The following is an 18,030-nucleotide window of genomic DNA, read 5'->3' on the forward strand; positions in this document are numbered from 1 at the left end:
GGAGGATGCGTACGGCTCAGGAATCCGGCGGACCCGACCGGCCCGCGGCACCCGCGGTACCCGCTGCACCCGCTGCACCCGCTGCACCCGCTGCACCCGCTGCACCCGCGACACTCGCGGACCTCCCGACCACCACCGACTCCCCCACCTCGGAATCCGCGCGCCGGCTCCGGCGCACCGCGGGGGTCGTCATCGTCGGCTCGGTCATGGCGGTGCTCGACATGACCATCGTCAACGTCGCCCTGCACCGACTCTCCGAAGCCTTCCACGCACCCCTGGCGACGATCCAGTGGGCCGCCAGCGCGTACACGCTCGCGCTCGCCGCCGTCATCCCGGCCTCGGCCTGGGCCATGGGCCGCTTCGGGGCCAAGCGGACCTACCTGGGCGCCCTCACCCTCTTCTCGCTCGGATCACTGCTCGCCGCGTGCTCCTGGAGCGCCGGCAGCCTGATCGCCTTCCGCGCGGTACAGGGTCTCGGCGGCGGGCTGCTCATGCCCGTCGGCATGGCCATGGTGATGCGCACGGCGGACCCGGCCCGGCTCGGGCGGGTGATGGCCCTGCTCGGGCTGCCCATCATCGTCGGGCCGGTGGCCGGCCCGGTGCTGGGCGGCTGGCTGGTCGACTCGGCCTCCTGGCAGTGGATCTTCCTGGTCAACCTGCCCGTCGGGGCGGTCGCCCTGTTCCTCGCCGCGAAACTGCTGCGCCCCGACGCGCCGAGCACCCCGGCCTCCCCGCCCCGGCTGGACGTACCCGGCCTGCTGATGCTGTCCCCGGGCCTCGCCCTGCTCCTCTACGGCCTGGCCCGCGGCGGGGAGGGCGGCACCTTCACCGCACCCGACGCCCTGCTCCCCACCCTGGCCGGGGCCGCGCTCGTCGCCGCCTTCGCCCGCCGGGCCCTGACCGCCCGCGAGCCGCTCCTCGACCTGAAGCTCCTCGGCGACCGCACCTTCCGGGCGGGCATCGCCACGCTCGCCCTCTTCACCTGCGGCTACTTCGGATCCATGCTGCTCTCACCGATGTACTGGCAGCAGGGCCGCGGCATGAGCGCGACGGCGGCCGGGCTCCTGGGCGCGCCGACCGGGCTCGCCGTCGGGCTGGTCATGCAGATCGCCTCCCGCCGCGTCGACAAGGTCTCCCCGCGCCGGCTGATCCGGGCCGGGATCGCGGTGGGCGCCCTGGGCATGGCCCTGACCGCCCTCCAGGCGGGCTCGCCGGATGCGGCGCCCTGGCGGTTCGTCACCGCTTCGGCCGTCATGGGCATAGGCGCCGGGATGGTCATGATGCCGACGATGACCACCGCGAGCCGGAACCTCCCCAGGGCCCGCCTGACCGCGGCGAGCACGATCCTCAGCATCAACTCCCAGATCGGCGCCTCGATCGGCACGGCCCTCCTCTCGGTCACCCTGAGCGGCGCGGGCACGACCCCGTCGGGCTTCCGCACCACCTACGCGATCGCGGCGGTCCTCCTCGCCCTGGCCCTCGTACCGGCCTCCCGACTGCCCACCCGCCACCCCTGACGGGCCGGCGCGGCGCCGCGTTCGCGGACCGGGTCAGCGCCGCGTTCGCGAGCCGGGGCGGCAGCCGTTCACGGCCCGGCGCCCGTCGGGAGGCAGGCGCTGACCAGGAATCCGCCGTCCTGCGTCGGGCGGGCCTCGAAGGCGCCGCCCAGGAGTTGGGCACGCTCGCGCAGGCCGACCAGGCCGTGTCCGCCGTGGGGGAGGTGCGGGGGCGCGGCCGTGGGGTCGGGTGGACCGCTGCGGACCTCCACGCGCAGCCCGCCGGCCTCCTGGCGGACGGCTATCCGCACCGAGGCGCCCGGCGCGTGCTTGCGTACGTTGGTCAGCGTCTCCTGCACCGTGCGGAACGCGGCACGCTCCACGGACTCCGGGAACCGGCCCATGAGCCCGTCGGTGACGTCCCACTCGACGCTGAGCCCGCTGTCCTCGATCAGCCGGGGAATGTCGGAGAGGCGGGGCTGCGGGCCGAGCTGTTCGCAGTTCCCGCCCGCCGCACGCAGTACGCCCACCATCTGGCGCAATTCGTTCAGGGTCCGGACGGACAGCTCGCGGATCGTCGCCGCGGCGTCCCGGGCCGCCGGGTCGCGGGCCACCACCGTGAGGCCGCCCGCCTGGAGACTGATCAGGGAGACCTGGTGGGCGACCACGTCGTGCATCTCGCGGGCCAGCCGGACCCGTTCCGTGGCCAGGACCCGCTCGGCCAGCAGCCGGTCCTCGCGGCCCCGGGTGCGGGTGAGCTCGGCCAGGCGGGCCGCGAGTTCCCGGCGGGTGGTGACGAAGAGGCCCAGGACGATGGGCCCCCCGGCGGTCACGAACGCGTCGATGATCTGCAGCGCGACCTCCCGGGACGGGGAGAGCACCGGGTTGCCGATGGGGTAGGGCAGGAAATGGGCGGCGGCGACCAGCACCGCGCACCCCGCCAGGAGCCGGCGGTCTCCGCGCCGGCAGGCGACGGTGTAGAGGGCGAAGAGCGAAGCGAAAACGGTGTAGCCGATGTACAGCCCCGGCAGCGTGGCCAACAGCACCGTCAGCGGGAAGCGGTGGCGCAGCAGCAGACCCGCGGCGGCGAACAGCGACAGCCCCAGCGCGGGACTGGGCGAGACCCCGTTGACCAGCAGCGCTTCGACGGCGGCCGCCGCGACCGGGCCGAACCTCTTCAGCCACGGCGCAAGGGTGCTCAGCTCGAGGCTCCGAGGCCGGGGTGCGGGCCGTCCACGAGCCCGGCACGGTCGGCGACCACGGCGGCCTGGACCCGGTTGATTCCGCCGAGCTTGGCGAGCACGACGCTGACGTGGTCCTTGATCGTGCTGCTCGCGAGTTCCAGACGCTCGGCCGTCTGCAGGTTCGACAGGCCCTCGCCGAGGAGCGCCAGCACCTCCCGTTCGCGCGCCGTGAGCGTCTGCACCGCCTTCACGGCCTGCTGATCCGAGTCCGTCGCGGGATCCGGGTAGTGGTCGATGACCGTACGGACGACACCGGGAGCCAGCACGCTGCTCCCGGTGGCCAGTACGCGTACGGACTGGACCAGCAGCTCCGGGTCCGTGTCCTTGAGCAGGAACCCTGTCGCACCGAGCCGCAGGGCGGGCCCGAGGTACTCCTGCGCGTCGAACGTGGTCAGCATCGCGACGGCGGGAAGCTGCCCGGCCAGGGCGGCCCGCAGCCCGCGCAGCACGCTCAGGCCGTCCACCTCCGGCATCCGGATGTCCAGCAGCACCACATCGGGCCGGTGCGCGACGACGGTGGCCACCGCCTGCCCTCCGCCGCAGTCGGCGACGACCTCGATGTCGCTCGCGGAGGACAGGATGAGACGCAGCACGGAGCGGACCAGCTGCTCGTCGTCCACCACGACAACGCGGATCACGGTCTCTCCTCCGTCAGGGCACTTCAGCGCCTCACTGTACGGAGTTCCGTTTCGTCCACCGGCCCCGGGCCCGTTCTCCCCACGAGCACTCCGGCCAGCGGTCGCGCCCCGAACAACTCGCCGCCGACGCGGGCGACGTCCGCCGTGCTCGCTTCGCGCATCAGACGCGGCAACCGGGCGGCCCAGGTGGGCGCCTGACCATAGGCGACCGTCCGGCACAGGACGTCCGCCACCCCTGCCTGCGAGTCGAAGACGGACAGCAGCTGCCCCGCGCAGAAGTCACGGGCCGCGGACACCTCGGCGGTTCCCGGCGGATCCGTGGCCATGGCCAGGGCCTCTGCCCGCAGTTCCCCGAGGGCCTCCGGTACCCATGCTTCCGGCAGCCATGCCCGTACGTACGCGCGCGGCCGGTCCCCGAGGACGTCACGCCCGGCGAGCGCCACGTAGGCCGACGTGCCGCGGCGGGCGAGGCGGGCGGCGAGACGGGACCCGAAGTACCCGCCGAAGACCGCCGTCGCGACATAGCGCGCCGCCTCGTCCGGACCGTCCATCGAGGCGGGCGCGTGGAGCGTGAGGTGGGCGCCCGGGTAGTGGTCCTGGCGCACCACGAGCAGGTCCGCGCCGTCGTGCGGCCGGGAACGTACCTCCGGGGCCTCCTCGGCACCGGCCGAGGTCCACCCGGCGAGCAGCTGTTCCGCGCGCGCCACCAGCCGGGCGCCGTCCAGCGCGCCGACGGCGATCAGGGTCGCGCCCGCTGGGTCCATGACCGAGCGGTGCAGCGCGGCCGGATCGTCGGGGGCGGCCGTGGGCCGGTCCGCCAGCCGACGGCGCAGGGCGTCGTCGGCCACGCGGTCCGCGGGGCGCGGGAGCGGCGGGCCGTGCGGCGCCGGCGGGGCGGCCGGTGTCCGCGGCCGCGCGCCCTCACGGGCCGCCGGCTGCGGGGCGGAGGCGAGATCGGCCAGGACGGACAGCCAGGTGTCCACGTCCGACGGCGCGACGTGACCGGTCGCCTCCAGCCACTGGCCGTCGGTGGACCACTGGATGTCGCCCCGTACGGATGCGGCTCGCCACGCCGTACGGGCCCGCTGGTTGAGCAGGCGCAGCAGCGCGTCCACCGCGTCGGGCCGGGTCCAGCCCAGCACACCGAGGGGTCTGCGCAGACGCAGCTCGACCACCGGGGTCCGGGTGTGGACGGCCACCAGCCGCAGGCCGTTGCCCAAAACGGCGTCCGCGCCGACCGCGAGGGCCGGGTCCTTGGCGGGGCGCGGCTCGGGCACGGGCACGCACCGCGGTCCGGCCGGGCTGCTGCCCAGCTGCACGGCGGTACGGTGCGGCCGGTCCGCCGTCGCGGGGGCCGCGGCGGGGGCCATCGCCTGGGACACGGCGGAAGCCGTCGCCGGGGACACGGCGGAGTCCGTCGCCGGGGACGCGCCGAAGGCCGCGGGCGCGGTGCGTACCGCGGGCGCCGGGCGGGTGCGTACCGGGCCGGGTTCGATCACCAGAACGGCCTTGTGCGCGCGCAGCAGCCCGCGCGCGGCCCCGGCCACCTGGGACGGGCCGATCTCCGCGAGCCGCAGCGGGATCTCGTCGAGGAGTTCGGCGCGACCGAAGAGCGTTTCCAGGCGGCCCAGCGCGCGCGTGCGGACCTGGAGGTCGTCGTGGTCGCGGTGGTGTTCCAGGACCAGTGCGCCGACGGCCCGTGCCACGGCGTCATCGCGGCCCTCGCCCTCGGCCCACGCGCCCCACTGCCCCTCGATGCGTGCCAGCAGGTCCTGCGGCGAACTCCCCTGCGCCAGACGGCCGGTGAGGACCAGAGTGTCGGGACTCCGAGCGTCCAGGGGGCCGAAGAAGCCGCAGCTGCTGTCGACGTCCACCTCGCCGGCCAGCAGCCTGGCCAGCACCCGGTGCGCGAGATGGCCGGGCAGGTCACGGCCCGGGTCGGGGAGGCGGTAGCCGACGGCGACGGCGGTCGCGGAGACCCCTGCCTCGGTGCACACGCTCCACCGGTCGGCCGCCGGCGCCGGCTCGTCCAGCTCCGGTCGGGGCGGCACCGGGCGGTCGGGGATGTCCGCGAAGTGGCGCTCGACGAGTTCGAGCCCGGCCCGGAGGTCGAAGCCGCCGCCCACGGTGAGCACCGCGTTGGACGGGGCGTAGTGGGTGTCGAAGAACTCGGCGCACTGGTCGGGTGTGGTGTGCCGCAGCTCGGCGATGTCCCCGTAGCCGTCGTGGGCGTTGGCGTGCGACGCGTAGAGCAGGCCGGGCAGCAGCGGCCAGGGGAATCCGCCGTAGGGCCGGGCCACGGTCGCCTGGTGGATCTCCTGGGCGACCCCGTCGAGCTGCTCGGCGAGGCTGTCCGGGGTGAACCGGGGTGCCCGCATCCGGTCCGCCTCGCTGAACAGTGCCTGCTCCAGCGCCTCGGCCGGTACGGCCTGGTAGTAGTCCGTGTAGTCCTGGTGGGTGGTGCCGTTGGCCTCACCGCCCGAGGTGTGCACGTGGTCGTAGAACGCGCCGTTCGGCAGGCTCTCGCTGCCCCGGAACATCAGGTGCTCGAAGAGGTGGGCGAAACCCTCCCGGGAGGGGGGTTCGGAACGGAACCCGACCCCGTAGTGCACGCACACCGTCACGCGCGGGGCGCCGGGGTCGGGTGCCAGCAGCACCCGGAGCCCGTTGGCCAGGGTCACCCGGTGCAGCGGCGGGCGCTCACCCCGCATGGGCGATCTCCACCGTCTCGCGGAGTTCCGGGAGGATGCTGCGCAGCGCCTCGAAGGCCGGGCCGCCGCGGCCGGCCAGCGCCGCGAGCCGCTGCCGGTGCGCCGTGGTCTGCGCCTCGCTGATGACGGTACGCAGGCCGCCCGCCGCGGCCAGCGTGACCAGAGCGGCGTCACGGTCGGACACCGCGTCGGCCGGCTCCTCGCCGCGCAGCGCCCGGACGGCCTGGCTCCGCAGGATGTCGGCGACTTCGGTGGACCGCAGGTTCACGGTCGTGACGGGGACCAGGCCGCCGAGGCGGTGGGCGTCGAGGCTCAGGAAGCCCGCCTCCGCGAGCTGTTCCCGCACGGCGGTGAGGGTGGGCTTCACGCCCTGGTTGATCCATCCCTTCCAGGCCAGGGGCCTGGAGCGGGCGATGAGCCCGAGCAGATCGTCGAGCGCCGGCTCTCCCGTCGGCGCTCCCTCGGCCGCGGCGGGCCTGCCGTCGGCGTCGGTGAGCAGCCCGCGCAGGGCGAGCTCGGCGAGCGCCCCGGCCCGCACCACGTGGCCGATGGTGTCGGTGCTGGTGAGCTTCTGCTTATCCGTGTTCCACGCCAGCAGGTACAGGCCGGACGGGAGTGAAAGCTGATGCATGAGAGCCCTCCTGGGGACGAACAGGAACGAGGTCGATGAGAAAGGTGAGGAAAGCGGCGAACCGCTCGAACTCGGCCGGGTGCCAGCCGACGTACGCGATGTAGTCGTGCAGATGGAGGGCGACCCGGACGGCCGCGTGCCGGGGCCACGTGGAGCCCAGCCGCCGTCCGTAGCCCTCCTGCAGCGCGTCGCTGAGGCGCTGCCACTGCCGGGCATCACCGCCCAGCTGCCAGGAGAGCTCGACGATCTCGCCGAGCGCCCAGCCCAGATCGGCGTGCCAGGGGCCCAGGCACAGGTCCTCGCCGACGAGGAGTTCCGCGCGGCCCGAGGAGGGATCGACGACGAGGGATCCCAGTCCGGGGGCGCCATGGGTCACGACCAGCGGCCCGGTCTCGCCGCAGGGGTCGGCCCCGTCCGCGTACGCCGGCACGCACCAGCCGCGCAGCATCGCCCAGCGGGCGGGCCCGAGCCGGTCCTTCAGCATGGCCCCCGCCTGGGCGGCCCACACCTGCGGCGCGCGGCCGCTCAGCCAGCGCTCCAGCCGGACCCCTCCGCGCGACGGGGCGACGAGCCGCGGTCCGGTCACGGGGGACGGGACGGCGTGCAGGGCGGCGAGCAAGCTGCCCAGCTCGCGCACCGCGGGCTCCAGACCGGCGTGCGCGCCGTCCCGCAGCAGGCAGCCGGCGACGGATTCGCCACCGCCGAGGTCGTACGTACGCTCGTGCTGCCCGCCGCCCGGCCGGCCCGGCACCAGCCGGGCACCACCCGGGGTTTCGAGGACCGCGAGCGTGCTGTCCAGGGCGCCGTTCACCGGGGAGAAGGGCGCGGGGGCCAGCCCACCGGGGGACCTGGTCCAGCGGTGTCCGCCGCCGTCGCGGCGGGTGATCGTGGTCCGGAGCAGTCCGGTGGCGAACTCGGTCGTCATACCGTGCTCCCCTCCGCCAGCAGCGCGGCCGTCGGCGGCAGGGGCGCCGCCGCACCGGCCCGCTCGGCGAGTTCGGCCCTGCGCCGCTCCAGCAGCTCGATGACGTCCGGCAGCAGCGCGGGCACCCACGCGTCGGGCCGCCCGGTGGTCGCGCTCACCCCCGACCGGGGCGGCGCGACCACGACGTTGCGCCGTGCGGTCAGCGCGGTCCAGTGCGCCTGGTAGGCGGCGCTGTCCAGGCCACCGGGCGGCAGCGCGGGCGCCACCGCGACGGGCGCGGCCGTGCACTGCGCGGCGAGGAGCGCGGGGGTGTCGGCCAGACCGAGCGCGAGACGGGCGACGAAGTGCAGCGTCGCCGGATGGACGACCACCGCTTCGGCCCACTCCGCCCATGCGACGTGCCGGGCGTGTGCGGTGTCCTCGGGCCAGGCGTCCGTGAAGACGTCACCCCCGGTCCGCGCCGCCAACGAGGCCCGGCTCACGAACCGTTCGGCGCTCCGGGTGATCACCGTCTTGATCTCCAGACGGGGGTAGGAAGCACGGAGCCACTCCGCCCAGAACGGCAGGTCCGAGACCGAGACCGACCCGGTTCCGACCAGGAGCAGGCGCGAGACGCCGAAGTCCGGGACACCGCCGGCGGCGGGCGCCGACCGGTTCACAGCGCACCCCCGCGCGAGGCCGAGGCGAAGCGGCCGGCGTCGCCCGCCGCGGCACCCCGCGGGAACGCGCCGAGGAGGGTCTCCAGTTCAGCGAGAGCCGTGGGCAGTCCGTAGCGCCGGCACAGTCCGGTGACGTTCAGCACGATCTCGTCCACGCCGGCCTCCCGGTACTCGTCGAGCACGGCCGTGATCTCGTCGGCGTCACCGCTGACGAAGGCGCGCCCGGCGATCACCGCCTTGGCCGACCCGGCCAGGTCGTCCGGATCGACGTCGATCCCCGACCGGCGCAGCATGTCCTGGTAGTGCGGCAGTTTCAGATGCCCGGCGTTGCCCGCGAGCAGCAGTTCCACCGGATCGCGGTCGGCCGCGCCCAGCGCCAGGGGAACCATCGCCACCAGCCGCGGCACCGGACGCCCGGCCGCCCGCGCACCCTCGCGCAGGGCGGGCGCGATGACTTCCCGCAGATAGCGGGGCGGGGTCATCCACGTGATGGCGACATCGGCGACCTCCCCCGCGACCCGGGCCATCCTGGGCCGCAGCACCCCGAGTCCGACCTCCACGGGAGGACCGGGCTCCGGCACCAACTCGACATGACAGGTGAAGTACTCGCCGTCGTGCTCGACCCGGCGGCCCGCCAGCAGCCCGCCGACGATGCTCAGGTACTCGCGTACCGCGGTGAGCGGGCTGGCATAGGGGGCGCCGAGCACGCTGCGCTGCAGTACGGGCGCGCCCGGACCGTACCCGGCCACCATCGGGTGGCCGGTCGCGAGGGCCAGCGAGCGCGCCTGCAGCGCGGCCTCGTAGGGGTGCCGGAACGGCATGAGGGTCACGCCCGTGCCCATGGGCACCCGGAAGCCGGAGGCGGCCAGGTGGCTGAAGGTCTGGTGAGGTTCGACGACCAGCGCCTGCCCCTGCCACAGCCGGTACGCCGCGCTGTGCTGCACGAGGGCCGCCAGCGGCAGGGCCTGCTCCGACCTGGTCGGCATGAACGGCAGCAGGACGGAGATGGTGCTCATGCGGTCTCCAGGGTGCTGAGGAGCTGGCCGGCGACCAGTTCGGTGTACGCGGGGCAGCTGCCGAGCAGACCGGTGTGCGTGCCCTGGGCGATGACCTGACCCTGGTCCATGACGATCACCTGGTCGGCGTGCTGCACGGTGGAGATGCGGTGGGCGACGACCAGGACGGCACGGTCGCCCGCGAGGTCGTCCACGACGCGGCGCAGCTTCTGCTCGTTGACGCTGTCGAGCTGAGAGGACGGCTCGTCCAGCAGCACGAGCCGGGCGTCGGTGAGGGCCACCCGCGCGAGGGCCAGCCGCTGGCGCTGGCCGCCGGACAGGTCGTCGCCGCCGCCCAGCACGGTGTCGAGGCCGGCCGGGAGCCGCCGGATCTCCTCCTCCAGGCCGACCCTGGCGAGCGCCTCCATGAGCGCCCGGTCCGGCAGGGCGTCCTCGCGACCGAGGTTCAGATTCATCCGGATCGAGTCGCGGACCAGGGTGAAGCCCTGGTCCACGTACGCGAGTTGCCCACGCAGATCACCGAGCGGCAGATGCCGCAGGTCGTGGCCGAAGACCTCGACCCGCCCGGAGTGCGGGGTCATGAAGTGCTCGATGAGGCCCAGCACGGTGGACTTGCCCGCTCCCGAGAGCCCGACGACGGCGGTGAGTCCGGCGGCGGGCACGGTGAGGTCCACCTCGTGCAGCACGGGCTGGTCGCCGTAGCCGAAGCTGACCCGGTCGAACCGCACCGCGGGCGCTCCGGGCCGGGCCGGAGCGAGCGGCGCCCCACGGCCGGCGGGCGCGGTCTCCACGCTCTCCACGGGCAGGGCGAAGACGCTCTTGAACCGCTCCTTGGCCACCATCCCGGCCTGAAGGGTGGAGGCGCCCGAGGCCGCCATGATCAGCGGCGCGGTGAGCTGCAGCAGGTAGAGCAGGAAGGCGACGAAGTCGGCCAGGGCCAGGTCTCCGGAGACCAGCCGGGCCCCACCGCCGACGAGAACGGTGAGCAGCGCGATCTGCTGGCCCAGGTTGATCACCGGGACCACGAGGGACTCGAGCCTGGCCACCTCGGTGCCGAGCCGGGAGAGGCTCTGCGCCCTGTCCGCCAGGACCCGCGCGACCTGGCGCTCCGCCCGGTACGCCTTGATGACGGTCAGCGCGTCGAGCGTGGTCACGAACTGCTGGGTGAGGGAACCGAGTTCCTCCTGGACGGCGCCGTACTTCCGGCGCAGGCCCACGACCACGACGGCCACGATCGCCACCGCCGTGACGAAGCCCGCCATGGTGATCAGCAGGAGCATCCAGTCCAGGATGCCCATGATGACGAGCGTCCCGACCAGCGTGATGCACGCCATCGGCAGCTGGATCGGCCCGATGTCGATGGCGCCCTTGAGCTGCATCGCGTCCGCGGTCAACCGCGACGCCAGGTTGCCGCTGCCCTCGCGGCGCGCGTCGGCCATCCGCAGTCCGAGGCCGTGGCGCATGGTGCGGATGCGGAGCCGGCAGATCAGGCTCTCGCCCAACTGGGAGAGCAGATACGCGGCCAGTGCCCCGGCCGCCGCGGCGCCCACCCCGACTCCGGCCATCGCGGCGGTCGTCCAGGTGAGGCCCTCGCCCTCCTGGACCTCCCGCACCAGGGTTCCGACCACCATCGGCAGCGCGAGGGTCGCCGCCGCCGAAAGCAGCGAGAGGACGGCGATGGCCGCCACCTTCAGGCCGTTGCCCGCGGTCAGTTCGTGCAGGATCCGCAGCTCCGCGGAGTCCGCGCGCGCCCCTTCACCTTCACCGGCCGCCGTGCCGTCGGTGCTCATGAGCCGGCTCCTTCACGGGCGCGCCGCAGCGCTTCCCGGGTCTTGATGATTCCGCCGTGCTGGAGGATCGCCGCCATATAGATGCGGCCGCCGACGCGCAGCAGTACGCCGATCGCCACGGCCATGAGGAGCGCCGCCGCCACGATGTCCCACCAGGACACCGGGTCCGCGGCCATCCGTACGGGCATCACGGCCCACGAGCTGCCGGGGACGATGGAGAAGATCCGGGTGAGGGTCGGGCTGAAATCGATGAACGGGAGCAGCGCGGCGGTGAAGCCGATCGTCTGCAGGAAGCTGACCGGACCGGCCGCGTGCTGGATGTCCTCCTGCCGGGAGACCATGGCCCCGGCCAGGGCCCAGAGCGTGGCGAAGAGGAAGTAGCCGGGGACGAACCAGGCGATGACCAGCAGCCCGGTGCCGATGGCGTCGGCAGGAGCGTCGAGCAGCCCGGTGACCAGCGCGAAGCCGATTCCGCACACCATGATCGCGGTGATCTGGGCGAGCGCGACGACCCCGATGCCCAGCACCTTCCCGGTGAGCAGGTGCCAGGACCTGACCTTGGCGAGCAGGATCTCCACGATCCGGCTCGACTTCTCCTCCAGCACGCCCTGTGCGATCCCCTGTCCGAACATCAGCATCATGAAGAACAGGAGCATCACGCCGATTCCGGCGGTCATCGTCCGCTGGAAGTCGCGTTCCACGTCCGGGTCGAGGGCCGTCACCTGAAGCGGCTGCACGGTCAGCGCCTCGGTGATCTGGCCGTCCTGCAGGCCGCGGTCCCTCAGGCGGTCCACGGTGACGCTCGTACGGTGAGCCTCCTGTACCGCCGCGCCCAGCTCCTCGGGAAGCTTCTCCTGGACGACGATCTGCCCGTCGCCGACGAGCGCGGCCTCGGCCTTGCCCTCGTGGACCGCCTTGCGTGCGGCGTCCGCGTCGGCGTACCGGACGATCTCGACTCCGGGGCCGCCGGCGGCACTCTGCGCCGTCAGGGCGTCCGTGAACCCGCGCTGCTGTCCGACGACTCCCACGGTGGACTTCTCGTCGCCGAAATCGAAGGCGGTCTGCAGGCCGAGCGACCCGCAGAACACCACGATCATGATGACCAGCGAGACCCACATCTCCTTGCGCCGGAACTGGGTGGATATCTCGCGCTGGGCGACCATCCACACCAGCGTGCCGCTGCCCAGCCGGTCGGCCCGGTACGTCTTCGCCTGTGGCTGCTCCGGCTCCGGCTCCGCCGCCTGGGCCTGTGCCTGCGCCTTCACCTGCACCTGTCGCTCCGTGGTCGTCATGACGCCACCGCGTCCCGGAAGATCTCGGCCAGGGTCGGCTCGCGCCGTGAGAAGTGCACGAGTTCGCCGAGGCTCTGGGCCGCGGCCAGTACGTCCCGTACCGGCACGTCCTGCTCGACCTCCACGGTGACGGCCCCCTCGTCGCCCGTTTCCCGGGACACGATCCGCGCGCCGGGCAGCTCGTCCGCCCAGCCCCGCGGTGCGCCGGTCAGGGCTATCCGTATCTGCCGGCTGCCGGTGCCGCGACGCAGCTCGGCCACGGTGCCCTCCGCGACGACGGTTCCGTCGCGGATGATCCCCACCCGGTCGCAGAGCCGCTCCACGAGTTCGAGCTGGTGGCTGGAGAAGACCACGGGGACGCCCTTGCCGCTGAACTCGACCAGGGCGTCGGCCATCGCGTCGGTCGCGACCGGGTCCAGGCCGGAGAAGGGCTCGTCCAGGATCAGCACTTCGGGGTCGTGGATCACCGCGGCGATCAGCTGGACCTTCTGCTGGTTGCCGAGCGAGAGCTTCTCCAACGTGTCCTTGGGACCCATCTTCACTCCGAGCCGTTCGATCCACTCGTCGGCCCGCCGCTTGGCGACCGCGGTGGTGATCCCGCTGAGGCGGGCGAAGTAGACGAGCTGCTCACGCGGGCGCATCGTCGCGTACAGACCGCGTTCCTCCGGCATGTAGCCGATGCGGCGGCGGATCTCGGCATCCACCGGGAGGCCGTTCCAGCGGACTTCCCCGGCATCGGGGGACAGCAGGCCGAGCGCGATGCGCATCGCGGTGGTCTTGCCCGCCCCGTTCGCCCCGCAGAAGCCGAAGAGCTCGCCCGGACGGACCTCGAAGCTCAGCTCGCGCAGTACGTGCTTGGCCGCGAAGCTCTTGGTGAGCCGGTCGAACTCAAGCACCTGTGCCACCCGCCCCGAATTCGAGCAGCGAGCGGACGTGCGTGCCCGGCCCCTCCCAGGTGAGGGTCAGCCCCGCGGCGGCGCCCAGTTCCTTCAGCCTGCCGACGGTGCGCGACGGTGTCGGTACGGTCGCCGAGACCCAGAGGTCGGTGGCCGCGGCGCTCTGGCCGGAGCTGTCCATGTCCAGGTTGATCTCGGCGAGGAGCACCTTCCCCTCGCGGCCGGCCGCCTCGCCGCAGCGGCCGAGGATCTCCACCGCGCGCTCGTCGCTCCAGTCGGCGAGGACTCCGGAGATCAGGTAGACATCGGCTCCGGTGGGGAGCGGGTCGAAGAAGCTGCCCGCAACCGCCTCGCCCCGGTCGCTCAGGCCGGCTTCGGCGATCCTGCGGGCGGCGATCTTGGAGACGCCCGGCAGGTCGAGGACGGCTCCGGTCAGATGCGGGTGCCTGCCCAGCAGTTCCATGAGGAGCGTGCCGTTGTTGCCGCCGACGTCGATGACGCGGCGCACGCCGCTCCAGTCGTAGGCGTCGACGATGAGGTCCGCGTCGAAGGCGATCCGGGTCGGGCCTTCCTTGTCCAGCGCCTCGGCGAACGCCGGGTTCGCGTTGATGTCGTCCCAGTACTCGCGGCCGAACGCGGCGGCATAGCTCGACCCGCCGGTCCGTACGGTGTGCAGGAGGCCCACGAGTCCCAGGTCCGCGCGGCCGAACAGCCCTTCGGCGCTGAGGAACTGGCCCAGGCTCTGCGCACTGTCCCGGCGCAGTGGCTCGCCCAGTTCGGTCAGTTCGAAGGAGCATTCGCCGTCCAGGCGAAGGAGTCCGAGTTCGACCAGGTAGCGCAGCAGCTTGGTGAGCATCACGGGGTTCGCACCGGTGCGCTCCGCGAGCGTCCGTGCGGTCAGGGGCCCGTGAGCCAGATGGTCGGCGAGCTGGAGTGCCGCGGCGGCGCGGATCGCGTTGGGCCGCAGCAGGTCGGCCATGTCCAGGAGAGTCGCGGCATGTGATCTTGTGTTCACGATTCTTGCTTCCTCATGGCCGTGACAGCCAACTCGTCTCGTCGGTACGCTGTGTGCTTCGAGCCGACGGTGGCCCCGCAATTAGCGTTTGCGGGGCCACCGTTGCTACGAGAGGGCGATCTAGCCGGGACCATTGGTCGTGATGTAGCTGATCGCAAAGCTCGCGGCGGCGCCACAGAAGGGGGTCGTCGCCGGAGCGTCGACCATGGCGGTCACGTTGAGCTCATCGGTCTCGGCGTACGACGTGTAGCCCGTGACCATCTCTTCGATGAGAAACTTCTCGTTCATTGAATTCACCTCCTCTTTTTCTGACATACGTGTGTGCGGGAGGGGCTGCTCAGCCGTGCGGCTGGATCAGCAACCCACCTTGTACGTGGCACCGCCGGCGGCGCTGACCGCGGCGGAGACGAGCCACTTGCCGGCGGCGGCACCGGTGACGGCGGCACAGACGGGGGTGGTGGCCGGCGCGTCGACGGCGGCCTGGGTGTTGAGCTCGCCCGCGCTCGCGTACGCGTCGTAGCCGGCGATGAGCTCCATCATCGAGGCGTTGTCGCCCATGATTTTTCTCCCTGTTTCAGTAACTGGCTGATGCGAAAACAGGAAATGCGTGCACTCATTCCCTGCAACCGCCTCAGAAGAGCCGGGGCGACGTGGAATTGCGCGCCGGATCGGCGGGGTCGATATCGGCCTCCGCGAACTGGGAAAGCAGCTCGCGCTCCACGGAGTTTCCGGACTTCCTGCTGTCGAGTACGGCCTTGGCCACCGCGCTCGCGCGGTGCTGGCCAAAGCTCAGGCCTTGCATCGGCTGACGCCGGTCCTCCGGTTCCCAGGCCAGTGCGACGCCGGGCCCGAGCCGATGGGTGAACACCGAGGTCTCCTCCCCCACCCCGGGGCTTCCCGCGATGGCCTCGGCCAGCCCCGTGACGGCAGCCCGGGCGTCCTCGTCGAGATAGACCACCAGGGCGTCGCGCCGGGGATACAGCAGCCTCGAGGAGAGCACCTTGGCCCGGTAGGGCACCTTCCGCTCCTCCAGGTGGCTCAGGACCCGGCCCCATACGGAGACGGCGCTCCGCGAGTCGGTGAGGTGGACGTAGAGCCGGACCGTCGCCCCACCGGAGCCGCTCCCGGGAGTGGATCCGTCGACCAGGAAGAACCCGGGCGAGAGCGCGGGGCGCGCGGCCGGCACCCGCAGCGCGATCCGGTCACCGGGAACCCAGTCCACGGCCGTGCCGAAGGTCGCGTCGGCGGTCTCACCAGCCACCCCCTCCACGGACTCCCGGGCGATTGCGATACGGATACGCACCCCGTCCCGCTGCACGACGGCCTCCGTCACGCCCGCGGCGGACCTCTCCGGGGCGGCGTGCACGAGCACGCCGACCGAGGTGTGCCCGTGCGGCACGGCCCCGCCGAGCGCCTGCTCGAACTCCGCGTCCCTCAGCTGCCGCGGGAGGTTCTCCGCGCCTTCGCGGCGGCCCGCGTGCCAGGTCTCGTAGAGCGCCCCGGCGAGCAGGGACTCCAGGGCACGCGGATCGTCGGCGCTGAGTTCTTGTCCGTCCACGGTCGCGGACATCCCGTCCTCCGCGACCGATATGCCACCGACCGCCGACCGCAGCGCCGCGGACAGTCCGACCACGACCTCGGGGGCCTCAAGGGCCTCGTTCACACCACTCATGCCGTTTCCCCCAGTCCGAGCGTGACGGCGAACCGCTCGGGGTTCAGCAATATCCCTCGTCCGATGCCGGCGGCCGCACGTTCGATCCCGGAAATCCGGCCGCGTTGCGGACTTCCCGCGATCATGCGGTCCAGCAGGTGCCAGCCGGCGAAAGCGGTGGCCCGCACGGCGAGTTCCACACGTTCCGCATCGGCCCGTCCGACGCTCCCGCAATACCCTTCCCAGAAATTCCGGATACGTGGCCGCAGCCGCTCGATCTTCTCCGCACCCCGCCGCAGGACCGAGTCGTGCGTGAGGTCGGCATCCACGAAAACCGTATCCCCGCGGGAGGTCGCGATGTCCAGGATGGAACGGTAGAGCCATTCACCGGCGAATCCGCCGACATCGCGTGCCGGGTCGGCCAGCCGGAATTCTTCCCAGTCCGCGACATAGAACGCATCGTCCGTGACCAGCAATTGATCCACCCGCAGATCGCAGTGGGCCGGCACGGGAGACGCCTTCACCTCCCTGGCCCGCAGGTCCGTCACCGCCGCGATCAGCGCGGGGTCGCCCTGCATGAGCCGCCAGGTCTGCAGCTCACCGAAGCTCAGGTTGTCGAACATCCGCTCCGGAATCGCCTGCAGCAGCGCCGGCGAGGGCAGTTCCGGTGCGGAACCGTCCAGGTCACCAGGGTTTCGCACCGGGCTGGCGTGCAGCAGGCCGATGGCCCCGCCGACCGCGTGGGCCAGCGCGTCGTCGAACGTCTCGTCGACCATCAACTCCGCGCCGCTCCGCGCGTCTTCGAGATACTCGAAGGCGACGATCCGCGCCTCCTCGTCACAGCCCAGGAATTCCGGACCGCGCAGGGCGCTGGAGGAGAGCTCCGCGGAGAACCGCTCGAAGGACAACAGGCGCCGCATTCTTGCGCGGACATCGTCGCCCCCGCCGACCAGACGCTTGACGAACACCTTGCGTCCGCCGGCCGTGTCGCCCGCCCACACTTCATTGCGGCCTACCGGTGCGACGAGTGATTCCCGGTCGAACGGACCGAGCCCCAGCCGTTCCAGAAGTGCGTCGACTTCGGGCACCTTCTCCAGATCGACCGGCGCGAATCCCGGCCGTCTCGTGGAGACGCGCTCCCCTATCAGATTCCCCATAGCCATTCCCCCCGTCCGGCTGCCTGCAGGTCTCACTCTGTCCCAACCATTTGGCGATTCCAACCCCCCTTCCGGGGGGATGGAATACACATCGGAGATCGGCGATCAGAGGTGCGCGAGCTCGCACTTGGCCGCCACCACGGCCGCCTGAATGCGGTTGGCGACCCGCATCTTCCCGAGGATGCGGCTCACGTGCTCCTTGACCGTCTCCGGGCTGAGGAAGAGCCGTTGACCCACTTCGCCGTTCGACAGCCCCTCGGCGACGAGGGACAGCACTTGCCGCTCCCGCTCGGTGAGCGAGGCGATCCGCTCCCGCGGCGACGCGGGGCCGATCACCGACATCGGTCCCCCCGGCACGAGCCGGGCCATCGCGGCGGAGACGGCCCAGCAGCCCGAGGCGACCAGTTGGAGCGCCCGGACGAGGTCGATGGGCTCCATGTCCCTCGTCAGCACGCCCTGGGCACCGGACCGCAGCGCCAGATCCACGTCGGCGGCGGCCCCCGTCGCCAGCAGTGCGACCTTGGGCGAGTCGGGCACCGCCCGCAGGTGCTCCACCACCGTGCGCAGCTCTGCCGAGGGGATGTCCGCGGTGTCGATCAGAACCAGGTCGATCCGGTCACGCCCGGACCTCTCCAACGCCCGGTAGCCGGCCCGCTCCCCCACGACCTCGAGATCGTCGACCTGGTCGACGGCCTCCCGGATGCTGCGCCTCAGTGGAAGGGAGTCAGATATGACAATCAATGAACTCTTGTACACTATGCCCCGTTTTGTCGCGCTCAAGCAAAGGTCGTGGCGCATGGTCAGTTGCGCCACACGAGCGAGCCTAGGCAGCGGCAGGGAGCACCACATCCCCTGCCCGAACGATCCGACCCCCGCCGCCCGGCGGGTTTACGTACATTGCGTTCACAC

General features: G+C 72.4%; 17 protein-coding genes. 1 reads left to right on the forward strand and 16 read right to left on the reverse strand.

What is annotated here, in order from left to right:
- Positions 1-5: 5 nt before the first annotated feature.
- The gene (locus ACFWBW_RS11660; protein ID WP_385370691.1) at positions 6-1,517 is read left to right on the forward strand and encodes a DHA2 family efflux MFS transporter permease subunit; all 1,512 of its coding nucleotides are present in this window, start codon (positions 6-8) and stop codon (positions 1,515-1,517) included.
- A gap of 68 nt (positions 1,518-1,585) precedes the next feature.
- On the opposite strand, the gene ACFWBW_RS11665 is transcribed toward ACFWBW_RS11660, so the two are convergent.
- From ACFWBW_RS11665 to ACFWBW_RS11740, 16 genes are all read right to left on the reverse strand, one after another.
- Positions 1,586-2,542 carry a sensor histidine kinase gene (locus ACFWBW_RS11665; protein ID WP_385370693.1) on the reverse strand — a complete coding sequence of 319 codons (957 nt, stop codon included), beginning with the start codon at positions 2,540-2,542 and terminating at the stop codon, positions 1,586-1,588.
- A gap of 152 nt (positions 2,543-2,694) precedes the next feature.
- The gene (locus tag ACFWBW_RS11670; RefSeq protein ID WP_385370695.1) at positions 2,695-3,378 is read right to left on the reverse strand and encodes a response regulator; all 684 of its coding nucleotides are present in this window, start codon (positions 3,376-3,378) and stop codon (positions 2,695-2,697) included.
- Between the two features lie 23 nt (positions 3,379-3,401).
- Positions 3,402-6,089 (reverse strand): M16 family metallopeptidase, encoded by a 2,688-nt coding sequence (locus ACFWBW_RS11675; protein WP_385370697.1) that lies wholly within the window; start codon positions 6,087-6,089, stop codon positions 3,402-3,404.
- On the reverse strand, positions 6,079-6,720 hold the full coding sequence (locus tag ACFWBW_RS11680; protein ID WP_385370699.1) for a GPP34 family phosphoprotein: 642 nt from the start codon (positions 6,718-6,720) through the stop codon (positions 6,079-6,081). The genes ACFWBW_RS11675 and ACFWBW_RS11680 overlap by 11 nt, the downstream gene beginning before the upstream one ends.
- On the reverse strand, positions 6,665-7,645 hold the full coding sequence (locus tag ACFWBW_RS11685; protein WP_385370701.1) for a phosphotransferase family protein: 981 nt from the start codon (positions 7,643-7,645) through the stop codon (positions 6,665-6,667). Before ACFWBW_RS11685 ends, ACFWBW_RS11680 begins: the two co-directional genes overlap by 56 nt.
- Positions 7,642-8,304: a flavoprotein gene (locus tag ACFWBW_RS11690; RefSeq protein WP_385370703.1), complete on the reverse strand. Its 663-nt coding sequence runs from the start codon at positions 8,302-8,304 to the stop codon at positions 7,642-7,644. The genes ACFWBW_RS11685 and ACFWBW_RS11690 overlap by 4 nt, the downstream gene beginning before the upstream one ends.
- The gene (locus tag ACFWBW_RS11695) at positions 8,301-9,320 is read right to left on the reverse strand and encodes an LLM class flavin-dependent oxidoreductase (protein ID WP_385370705.1); all 1,020 of its coding nucleotides are present in this window, start codon (positions 9,318-9,320) and stop codon (positions 8,301-8,303) included. The genes ACFWBW_RS11690 and ACFWBW_RS11695 overlap by 4 nt, the downstream gene beginning before the upstream one ends.
- A complete protein-coding gene (locus ACFWBW_RS11700) occupies positions 9,317-11,110 on the reverse strand; it encodes an ABC transporter ATP-binding protein (RefSeq protein WP_385370707.1) in 1,794 nt (597 codons plus the stop codon). Before ACFWBW_RS11700 ends, ACFWBW_RS11695 begins: the two co-directional genes overlap by 4 nt.
- On the reverse strand, positions 11,107-12,402 hold the full coding sequence (locus ACFWBW_RS11705; protein ID WP_385370708.1) for an ABC transporter permease: 1,296 nt from the start codon (positions 12,400-12,402) through the stop codon (positions 11,107-11,109). The genes ACFWBW_RS11700 and ACFWBW_RS11705 overlap by 4 nt, the downstream gene beginning before the upstream one ends.
- Positions 12,399-13,298 (reverse strand): ABC transporter ATP-binding protein, encoded by a 900-nt coding sequence (locus ACFWBW_RS11710; protein WP_385370710.1) that lies wholly within the window; start codon positions 13,296-13,298, stop codon positions 12,399-12,401. The genes ACFWBW_RS11705 and ACFWBW_RS11710 overlap by 4 nt, the downstream gene beginning before the upstream one ends.
- Complete coding sequence (locus ACFWBW_RS11715) at positions 13,291-14,313, reverse strand: methyltransferase (protein ID WP_385370712.1); 1,023 nt, start codon at positions 14,311-14,313, stop codon at positions 13,291-13,293. Before ACFWBW_RS11715 ends, ACFWBW_RS11710 begins: the two co-directional genes overlap by 8 nt.
- 120 nt (positions 14,314-14,433) lie before the next feature.
- Complete coding sequence (locus tag ACFWBW_RS11720; protein ID WP_327681803.1) at positions 14,434-14,601, reverse strand: hypothetical protein; 168 nt, start codon at positions 14,599-14,601, stop codon at positions 14,434-14,436.
- Between the two features lie 66 nt (positions 14,602-14,667).
- On the reverse strand, positions 14,668-14,871 hold the full coding sequence (locus ACFWBW_RS11725) for an LxmA leader domain family RiPP (RefSeq protein WP_385370714.1): 204 nt from the start codon (positions 14,869-14,871) through the stop codon (positions 14,668-14,670).
- Between the two features lie 73 nt (positions 14,872-14,944).
- A complete protein-coding gene (locus ACFWBW_RS11730; RefSeq protein WP_385370716.1) occupies positions 14,945-15,985 on the reverse strand; it encodes a T3SS effector HopA1 family protein in 1,041 nt (346 codons plus the stop codon).
- Positions 15,982-17,121: a class V lanthionine synthetase subunit LxmK gene (gene lxmK, locus ACFWBW_RS11735; protein WP_385370717.1), complete on the reverse strand. Its 1,140-nt coding sequence runs from the start codon at positions 17,119-17,121 to the stop codon at positions 15,982-15,984. The genes ACFWBW_RS11730 and lxmK overlap by 4 nt, the downstream gene beginning before the upstream one ends.
- Before the next feature lie 105 nt (positions 17,122-17,226).
- Entirely contained in the window at positions 17,227-17,862 is a 636-nt protein-coding gene (locus ACFWBW_RS11740; protein WP_385370719.1) for a LuxR C-terminal-related transcriptional regulator, read from the reverse strand.
- Between the last annotated feature and the right edge of the window lie 168 nt (positions 17,863-18,030).

Origin of the sequence: Streptomyces sp. NPDC059957, assembly GCF_042730015.1 — a bacterium.
In the GTDB taxonomy this organism is placed as follows: domain Bacteria; phylum Actinomycetota; class Actinomycetes; order Streptomycetales; family Streptomycetaceae; genus Streptomyces.